Source organism: Trebonia sp. (assembly GCF_049794275.1).
Classification (GTDB): Bacteria; Actinomycetota; Actinomycetes; order Streptosporangiales; family Streptosporangiaceae; genus Trebonia.
The window spans coordinates 1-9201 of the sequence record NZ_JBARCR010001172.1; the positions used below are offsets into that span (position 1 = coordinate 1).

General features: G+C 69.7%; 7 protein-coding genes. 4 read left to right on the plus strand and 3 right to left on the minus strand.

Annotated features, from left to right (window positions below; genetic code table 11):
• A partial coding sequence (serB, locus tag WA805_RS28920; RefSeq protein ID WP_425243908.1) for a phosphoserine phosphatase SerB occupies nt 1-794 on the plus strand: 794 nt, incomplete at its 5' end.
• A 34-nt stretch (nt 795-828) separates the two neighbouring features.
• On the opposite strand, the gene WA805_RS28925 is transcribed toward serB, so the two are convergent.
• The 3 genes from WA805_RS28925 to WA805_RS28935 all read right to left on the minus strand — a co-directional run bounded on the left by WA805_RS28925 (nt 829) and on the right by WA805_RS28935 (nt 4453).
• Nucleotides 829-3276 carry a sodium-translocating pyrophosphatase gene (locus tag WA805_RS28925; RefSeq protein WP_425243909.1) on the minus strand — a complete coding sequence of 816 codons (2448 nt, stop codon included), beginning with the start codon at nt 3274-3276 and terminating at the stop codon, nt 829-831.
• Between the two features lie 286 nt (nt 3277-3562).
• Nucleotides 3563-4090 carry an ATP-binding protein gene (locus WA805_RS28930; protein WP_425243910.1) on the minus strand — a complete coding sequence of 176 codons (528 nt, stop codon included), beginning with the start codon at nt 4088-4090 and terminating at the stop codon, nt 3563-3565.
• Between the two features lie 12 nt (nt 4091-4102).
• Nucleotides 4103-4453, minus strand: a complete 351-nt coding sequence (locus WA805_RS28935; protein ID WP_422274602.1) for an STAS domain-containing protein — start codon at nt 4451-4453, stop codon at nt 4103-4105.
• Between the two features lie 219 nt (nt 4454-4672).
• Between WA805_RS28935 and WA805_RS28940 the strand changes: the two genes are divergently transcribed.
• The 3 genes from WA805_RS28940 to WA805_RS28950 all read left to right on the plus strand — a co-directional run bounded on the left by WA805_RS28940 (nt 4673) and on the right by WA805_RS28950 (nt 9175).
• A complete protein-coding gene (locus WA805_RS28940; protein WP_425243911.1) occupies nt 4673-6889 on the plus strand; it encodes a DEAD/DEAH box helicase in 2217 nt (738 codons plus the stop codon).
• Between the two features lie 750 nt (nt 6890-7639).
• On the plus strand, nt 7640-8206 hold the full coding sequence (locus WA805_RS28945; protein WP_422325482.1) for a phage holin family protein: 567 nt from the start codon (nt 7640-7642) through the stop codon (nt 8204-8206).
• Between the two features lie 15 nt (nt 8207-8221).
• On the plus strand, nt 8222-9175 hold the full coding sequence (locus WA805_RS28950; RefSeq protein ID WP_422274598.1) for an alpha/beta fold hydrolase: 954 nt from the start codon (nt 8222-8224) through the stop codon (nt 9173-9175).
• Nucleotides 9176-9201: the final 26 nt, after the last annotated feature.

A 9201-nucleotide genomic window follows, 5' to 3' on the forward strand; every position in this document is an offset into this window, starting at 1 on the left:
GCATAGAGCTGGACGTCTCCGGGGCAGAGCCCGGCCCGCTGCGGGCCGCGCTGGCGCAGGTGGCCGCGGATAGCGGCGTGGACGTCGCGGTCCAGCGCGGCGGGCTGCACCGGCGCGCGATGCGGCTGATCGTGATGGACGTGGACTCGACGCTGATCCAGGAGGAGGTCATCGACCTGCTGGCGGCGCGCGCCGGGTGCGCCGACGAGGTGGCGAAGATCACGGAGTCCGCGATGCGGGGTGAGCTCGACTTCGCCGCCTCGCTCCGCGAGCGCACCGCGCTGCTCGCGGGGCTCGACGCGTCGGTCCTCGACGCGGTGCGTGCCAGCCTGCGGCTGACCCCCGGGGCGCGGACCCTGATCAGGACACTGAAGCGCCTCGGCTACAAGTGCGGGATCGTCAGCGGCGGGTTCACCGCGGTGATCGAGCCGCTCGCCGCCTCGCTGGGCATCGACTACGTGGCGGCGAACACGCTCGAGGTGGCGGACGGGAAGCTGACCGGGCGCGTCCTTGATCCGGTCATCGACCGCGAGGGCAAGACCGAGGCGCTGCGCAGGTTCGCCCGCACTGCGGGAGTGCCGCTGTCGCAGACGGTGGCGGTCGGCGACGGCGCCAACGACCTCGGCATGATCGCCGCCGCCGGGCTCGGCATCGCGTTCAACGCCAAGCCGATGGTGCGGGACGCCGCCGACACGGCGCTCAGCGTGCCCTACCTGGACACGGTCCTGTACCTGCTCGGCATCTCGAGAGACGCCGTGGCGGCCGCGGAAAACGACACGTCCCCGGACCTGTAGCAGGCCCGGGGACGTGCACGTCGGATTAACTCAGTCAGTCGCCGGGATCGGCGTCAGACGTTGGGGTGGCGGCCGGTTTACCCGACGGCTGGCGCCCGTTCGCCGACTGGCCCTCGGCTCCGTGCGCCGCGATCACGGCCGTGTCTTCCGGCCCCGGCGCGGCGGCCTCCATCGCGGCGGCGGTGTCGCTGTCCAGGCTGGCCGGCTCCTCCTCGCCCATGCCGTGCGACCGCCGCTTGGAGATGACGACCGCCGCGACGATGATGATCACCGCGCCGAGCGCCACTCCGACCCGCAGGCCGGTGTTGGAGCTGTACTTCACCACCGAGGTGGCGATCAGCAGCGAGACCAGGTTCATGACCTTGATCAGCGGGTTGATCGCGGGGCCCGCGGTGTCCTTGAACGGGTCGCCCACGGTGTCGCCGATGATGGTCGCCTCGTGCGCCGCGGAACCCTTGCCGCCGTAGTTGCCGTCCTCGACGAGCTTCTTGGCGTTGTCCCACGCGCCGCCGGAGTTGGCCAGGAAGATGGCCATCAGCACGCCGACCGTGATCGCCCCGGCCAGGTAGGAGCCGAGCGGCGCGTAACCGAACGTGAACCCGATCGCGATCGGCGCCAGCACCGCGAGCAGGCCAGGGGTGACCAGCTCACGCAGCGAGTCCGCGGTGACAATGTCCACCACCCGCGAGTAGTCGGGCTTCTCCTGGTAGGTCATGATCCCCGGATGGGTCCTGAACTGCATGCGCACTTCGAGCACGACCCGCTGCGCTGCCCGGCCGACCGCCATGATCAGCAGGCTGGAGAACAGGAAGACCACCGACCCGCCGACGATCAACCCGACAAGCACGTTCGGCTGGGCAATGTTCAAGGCGAACGTGCCGGACGCCCTGACGCCAAGGGCCGACTCCACCGAGTCGCGGAACGAGCCGAACAGCGCGGTCGCGGCCAGCACCGCGGTCGCGATCGCGATCCCCTTGGTGATGGCCTTGGTCGTGTTGCCGATCGCGTCGAGCTTGGTCAGCGCCTGTGCTGCCTCGCCCTCCACCTCACCGGACATCTCCGCGATGCCCTGCGCGTTGTCGGTCACCGGGCCGAAGGAGTCCATCGACACGATCACGCCGACCGTGGTCAGCAGGCCGCCGCCCGCCATGGCCACGGCGAACAGCGCGATGGTGGCATTGCCGGTGGCCAGCAGGTAGGAGCCGAAGACAGCCCCGGCGATCAGCAGCGCCGAGTAGACGGAGGACTCCATCCCTGACGAGATGCCGGACAGGATCACGGTGGCCGCGCCCGTCTCCGAGGCCTCCCCGATGTCCCTGACCGGCCGCCGGTTGGTCTCGGTGAAGTACCCGGTCAGCAGCTGGATCGCGGACGCCAGCACGATGCCGATCAGCACCGCGCCGAACGCGATCCACCGCGGATTGCCGTTGTAGGCGGCGATCGCGGGGTTGCCGATGCCCGACAGCTCGCTGAACTTCGCCGGCAGGTAGGTGAAGCAGAGAATCGCGACCCCGATAACCGAAATCACCGCGGAGATGAAGAAGCCGCGGTTGATCGCGGTCATCCCGCTGCGGTCGCGCGCGCGTGGCGCGACCGCGAAGATGCCGATCACCGCCGTGATCACGCCGATCATCGGGACGAGCAGCGGGAAGATCAGTCCCTTGTCGCCAAAGGCGGACTTGCCCAGGATCAGCGAGGCGACCAGCATGACCGCGTAGGACTCGAAGAGGTCCGCTGCCATGCCGGCGCAGTCGCCCACGTTGTCGCCGACGTTGTCGGCGATCGTGGCCGCGTTCCGCGGGTCGTCCTCTGGGATGCCCTGCTCGACCTTGCCGACCAGGTCCGCGCCCACGTCGGCGGCCTTGGTGTAGATGCCGCCGCCGACCCTCATGAACATGGCGAGCAGCGCCGCGCCGAACCCGAAGCCTTCCAGCACGTCCGGCGCGTTGGCCTTGTAGATCAGCACCACGATGGCCGCGCCGAACAGGCCCAGGCCCACCGTGAACATGCCGGCCACGCCGCCGGTGCGGAACGCGATCCGCATCGCGCTGCGCTCGCCGGAGTCGCGTGCGGCCGCCGCGACGCGGACGTTGCCGCGGACGCACAGCGACATGCCGGTGAACCCGGTCAGCCCGGAGAACACCGCGCCGACGAGGAAGAAGATGCTGCGTCCCCAGCGCACTTCGGAACTGTCCGCGGGAAGCAGGAGAAGAATCCAGAAGATAAGGAAGACGAAGACGCCCAGCGTTCTGAACTGCCTGCGCAGGTACGCCGCGGCGCCCTCCTGCACCGCCTTGGCGATCTCCTGCATCTTCGCGGTCCCCTGGCTAGCCGCCAGGACCTCACGCACCAGCCAGCCTGCGACGGCAAGGGCTGACAGTGCTATGACCGCGACGATCACAACCAAGGTGAGGTTGCTGCCGCTAACAGTGACCGGGGTAGCCAGTCCACCCGCCGCAAGGGCGGGGTAGTGCTCAGACATTCGATCTCCTTGGACGTCTGATAAGCGCCGCTAAGGCAGACGTGTGACCAACAAAGCCCGTCTCAACCTGCCCCGTACGCCGGGAAAGCAGGCGTGGGCGGGAGTCTACAATGCTTGCCCATGATCCTGAAGCGCCGTAACTTCCTAACATTTTCGCTACCGAAACGTGATGTTAGTGGCCACCCGCGACGCAGGCTACATGATCATGACGTGCGCCCGGAATGTCCGGTTCATAGTGACAAGGACCCCCGCGCGGAGAAACGCCCAAATTACCGTCGCGACCAATTCAGGCGGTCGCGGAGCGGCGCTTCCAGCTCATGGCGACGCTGGTGCCGTCACCGGCGGGCGAAATGCGCACGTCGTCGGCGAGCCCGGTGATGACCGCCAGGCCTACGTCCGCGGGAAGCTGCAGGATCACGCCGTCCGCCCCGGCAGTGGTTCCGCTGCCGGCGACAGGAGCCCCGTCGCCGGCCGCGGTACCGCCGTCCCCGGCGGCAGCGCCGCGAGCGGTACCGTTACCGCCCTGCCGTGCCGCGGCCACGGGAGCCTCGCCGTCCGCGTCCGCTGGGGCCGCGTCGGTCACCACCACCTCGAACCGCTCGCCGTCATCGCACAGCACCACCCGGATCGGCTGCCCTGGGCAGTACTTGCGGTGCGCCTCGACCGCGCGGGAGCAGGCCTCGCCGACCGCGAGGCGTACTTCGTCAAGCAGCGACTCGTCAATGCCGCTCCGGCGGGCTACCGCGGTGGCGACGAGCCTTGCGGTCCGCACATGCGCGGGCAGCGGCGGGAAGGTGACTTCGACGGTGGCCATGGGAAGCGGTGGCTACTTCTCGGCCTTCCGGGCGGCGATCGCCTGGTCCACCGATTCGTAGATCCCGAAGACCTTGGTGAGACCGGTGATGCGGAAGATCTTCAGGATGCGCTCTTGCGTGCAGACCAGGTCGAGCGACCCGTCGTGGGCGCGGACCCGCTTGAGCCCGCCGACCAGGACCCCGAGGCCCGTGGAGTCGAGGAACTCGACCTTCTCCATGTTCACTACCAGCTGGTAGTTCTTCTTGTTGACAAGCTCGATGAGCAGCTCGCGCAGGCGCGGCGCGGTGTAGACGTCGATCTCACCCTCAACGTCGACGACCTCGATACCGTCCTTGTTGCTGTGCCCAAGCTTCAGATCCACAAAATCCTCCAGCGCCGTGAAGGCGTCATCTCTTGCGTCGTGGCGGCCGGCCCCTGTTCGGCATTCAACCACGCTCCGGGTACATGTCTATACGAAATCAGAGTGTCCGGCACCCGCCTCGAAGATGTCACACTTTAAACCGTGTCCACGGTCACGCCTGTCCCTGCGCTTGTCCCCGCGCTCTCCGTTCTGCGGGCCGCGCAGCATGCGGGCGAACTCGTGCACCTAGAGCACATACCCGGCCGGGCGGGGCAAACCACATCATGGCCGCAATCGATCCGGTCCGAGGTGACCGAGGCGCTCGCCGCCAGCGGCATCGAAGCCCCGTGGACGCACCAGGCGCAGGCCGCGGGGCTCTCCCGCGCGGGAGAGAACGTGATCATCGCCACCCGGGCCGCCTCGGGCAAGTCCGCCGGGTACCTCGCCGCTGCGCTGTCGGAGGTGCTCGACGGCGGCACGGTGCTGTACATCGCGCCGACCAAGGCGCTCGCCGCCGACCAGCTGCAGTCGGTCCGCGCCCTCGGCGTCCCCGGGGTACGCGCCACCTGCTACGACGGCGACTCGACCTTCGCCGACCGGGCCTGGGCGCAGGCCCACGCCAACTACCTGCTGACCAACCCCGACATGCTGCACAGCGCGCTGCTGCCGAACCACACCCGCTGGCGCGGCTTCTTCAAGCGGCTGCGCGTGGTGATCATCGACGAGTGCCACAACTACCGCGGGGTCTTCGGCTCGCACGTCGCGCAGGTGCTGCGCAGGCTGCGCCGGGTCGCCGCGCGGCACAAGCCGGAAGACGGCCAGATGGCGCCGGTCTTCGTGCTCGCCTCCGCGACGATCGCCGAACCCGCCGCGGGGGCCCGGCTGCTGACCGGCCTGGACGTGATCGCGGTCACCGAGGACGGCTCGCCCCGCGTCCCGCTCACGTTCGCGCTGTGGGAACCGCCGCTGATGTACACGCGTGGCGACGTCAGGTCCCGCCGCGCGGCCACCGGGGAGGCGGCGGACCTGCTGGCCGCGCTGGTCAGGTCGGAGGTGCCCGCGCTGGCCTTCATCAGGTCCCGGCGCGGCGCGGAAACCGTCGCGCTCACCGCGCGCACCGCCCTCGGCCGGGATCAAGGCGACGTGGTCGCGGCGTACCGGTCGGGCTACCTGGCCGACGACCGCCGCGACCTGGAGGCCGGGCTGCGCAACGGGCGGATCACCGGCATGGCCGCCACCACCGCGCTCGAACTGGGCGTCAACATCCCCGCCCTCGACGCAGTGCTCATCGCCGGCTGGCCGGGCACCTGGTCGTCGCTGTGGCAGCAGGCCGGCCGGGCCGGGCGCGCCGGGCGGCCCGCCACCGCGGTGTTCATCGCTCGCGACGACCCGCTCGACACGTACCTGATCCACCACCCGGATACGCTGCTGCACCATCCGCTCGAGCCGGCCGTGCTCGACCCGGCCAACCCGTACGTGCTGGCGCCGCACCTGGCCGCGGCCGCCGCCGAGCTCCCGCTGACCGAGCCGGACCTTGAGCTGTTCGGCCCCGCCGCCGCGGCGGCCGTCACCGGCCTGACCGAGGCGGGCGAGCTCAGGAAGCGGCAGTCCGGCTGGCACTCCGCCCGCCGGGACTACCCGGCCAGGCGGATCAGCCTGCGCGGCGGGCCAGGCCGGCCGGTGCGGGTGGTCGAGGAGGAGACGGGCCGCCTGGTGGGGACGATGGACGAGCCGTCCGCGCACCGGTTCGTCCACGACGGCGCCGTCTACCTGCACCAGGGCGAGAGCTACCTGGTGGGCAAGCTGGACCTTGACGACCGGGTGGCGCTGGTGGAGTGCCGCGACCCCGGGTACAGCACCCAGGCGCGCGGTATCACCGACATCGACGTGATCGCCGGGCGTCGTCGCGCGCGCTGGGGCGAAGCTGACGTCGTGTTCGGCGAGGTACGGGTGACACGGCAGGTGGTGGGGTACACACGCGTCCGTTCCGAATCGAAAAGAAGGGAAGCGGAGGTGGCGCTCGAGCTGCCGGAGCGAACCCTGATCACGGCCGCTGTCTGGTGGACTATCCCGAACGACCTCGTGGTTCCCCTCCCCGGCAACCGTCTCGGCGGCGCGGCCCACGCGGCGGAGCACGCTTCCATCGGCATGCTGCCGCTGTTCGCCACCTGCGACCGCTGGGACGTCGGCGGCCTGTCCACCGAGTGGCACCCGGCCACCGGCCAGCTAACGGTCTTCGTCTACGACGGCCACGAGGGCGGCGCGGGTTTCGCGGAACGCGCCTTCGCGATAGCCCCAGCCTGGCTGCGGGCCACCAGAGAAGCCATCGCATCCTGCCCATGCGAAACAGGCTGCCCTTCCTGCATCCAATCCCCCAAATGCGGCAACGGCAACAACCCCCTCTCAAAGGAGGGCGCAGTAACCCTCCTAGACATTCTCCTGGCGAAAGCGGACTAACCACACGAAACAACAGGGGGTTCCACGTGTGACCCGCGGCAGCCGGGGGTGTGGGGGTGTCCCCACATCGGGGGGCTCCGGGGGTCGTCCCCCGGGCAAATACTGCGGCCACCTGCGAAGGTGGCTGAAAGCCACCGAGCAAGGAAAGGGGGCGGCCCCCGCCGGGGGGGAGAGCGGGGGCCGCGCACGGTCCGGCCCTGGGGGGGTGAGCCGGCACCGTTCTATAAGGAAGCTTATCCGCAAACGTGACTCCGCACAGCCACCGGATGGCAACCAAGAACCCGTGCAACCGAATTACAACATATATGCCCTGAGCGTGAACAGACGTTCCGTCCTAATGTTCGGCCGAAACGAATATTTTTTGCACGGCGGCCGAGGCTCCGGCGGCGGGTCCGGCGTGACGGCTGCCAGCACCGGTTGACGGAATGTAAACGCGGCCACTGATCGAGATCACGAATTGATCACGTCCAGGGCTTCCTTGCGACCGGGATTCGTCGTAGAAAGGTCCTACGGACTGGTGGAACGTCCGGACACGGCAGCCAGGTACCCACGTGCGACCAGCCGCGGGAGGCGTGTCTAGCCAGGCCACGAACGGCCTGTCTGACAATTTGAAAAGGTGCACGCATGGTAGCCAGGCTGACGTGCTAACGGCGGCGGCGCCCCCGCGCGGGGCGCCGTTCGCATGTCCGGACTCGCTACACAGGGGGATGTCACCGAGGTCTTCTGTCGCGGACGATAGCCTTGGTTCACTTGAAGACAAGACGGGTCGCCTGTCCGTTCCCTGAGGCGCGCCCGCACGGAGGGGAGCACGCCATGGCCGGCAACGGGAAACCGGACGGTGCTAGCGATCAGCAGTCAATCGGTGATCTCGTCGCGCTGGCCGCCAAGGACGTCTCATCGCTGATCAGGTATGAGATCGCCCTGGCGAAACGCGAGCTGAAAATCGACGGGACACGCCTGGGAACGGCGGCGGGACTTGTCGTGGGCGGCCTCATGATCGCCTTCCCCGGCATCATGCTGCTGTGCTTCGCCTACGCCTACTTCCTGTACTGGGCCGGGGCACCGGGGGGCCTGGCCGGCGCGTTCGGCTTCGCGGGCCTCACGTTCCTGGTCCTCACGGCGATCGCCGTCGTCATCGCCCGGTACTTCATCAGGAAGATGACCGGCATGGCCATGACGAGGAAGACTGTCACCGACGACATCAGCATGCTCCGGCGCGGTGAGGAGGGCCCAGACGGGCAAGACGCTGCGGTGCCGAACCCGCGCATCACGGCCGGCGGCGCGGGCGCGACGGCCGAGATACCCGCCCGCGGGTAACCAGGGTTCCTGGTCATGGCAACAGAATCAGCCATCGCGATCAGCGGCCCGTGGACGCACCGCACGGTCAGCGCGAACGGCACGCGCTTCCACGTGGCGAGCATCGGGGACGGGCCGCTCGTCCTGCTGCTGCACGGGTTCCCCGAGTTCTGGTGGACGTGGCGCACGCAGCTGGTGTCGCTGGCGGCGGCCGGCTACCGGGCCGTCGCGGCCGACCTGCGCGGCTACGGGGGCAGCGACAAGCCGCCCAGGGGGTACGACCTGATCACGGCCGCCGCGGACGCCGCCGGCCTGATCCGCGCGCTCGGCGAGGCTAACGCGGCCGTCGTCGGGCACGACTGGGGCGGCCTAGTCGCGTGGACGCTCGCGTCCTACTTCCCCAAGTCGGCACGGCGGCTCGCGGTCGTGTCCATGGCCCATCCGCTCCAGCTGCGCACCGCACTGGCCGGCAGCCCGCTGCGGATCACCAGGTCGCTGTCGGGCGCGCCGCCGTCCGGTGCGGCGAAGCGCGGCGGCTACCCGCTGGCCTTCCAGCTGCCGCTGTTCCCTGAACGGCTTCTGGTGCGCGACAGCGCCGCCCTGGTCGGGTCGATCCTGTCGTCCTGGTCGGCGCCCGGCTGGCCGGACGAGGAAACCGCCCGGGTCTACCAGCGGGCCATGCGGATCCCGCCGGTCGCGCACACCTCGCTGGAGTACCCGCGGTGGTTCGTGCGCAGCGCGTTCCGGCCCGACGGCCTGCGGTACGCCCGGCACATGCGGTCCCCGATCGCCGTGCCCACCCTGCACCTGCACGGCACGCTCGACCCGTGCGTGCCGCCGCAGACCGCGCGCGGCGCGGGCCGGTACGTCGAGGCGCCCTACCGGTGGAAGATCATCGACGGCGCGGGCCACTTCCCGCACGAGGAGCGCCCTGAGCTCTTCGACGCCGAGCTGCTCGGCTGGCTGGCCGACCCAGAACCCGACCGGTGAGCGTCCCGCGCGACAGGGACCCGGCG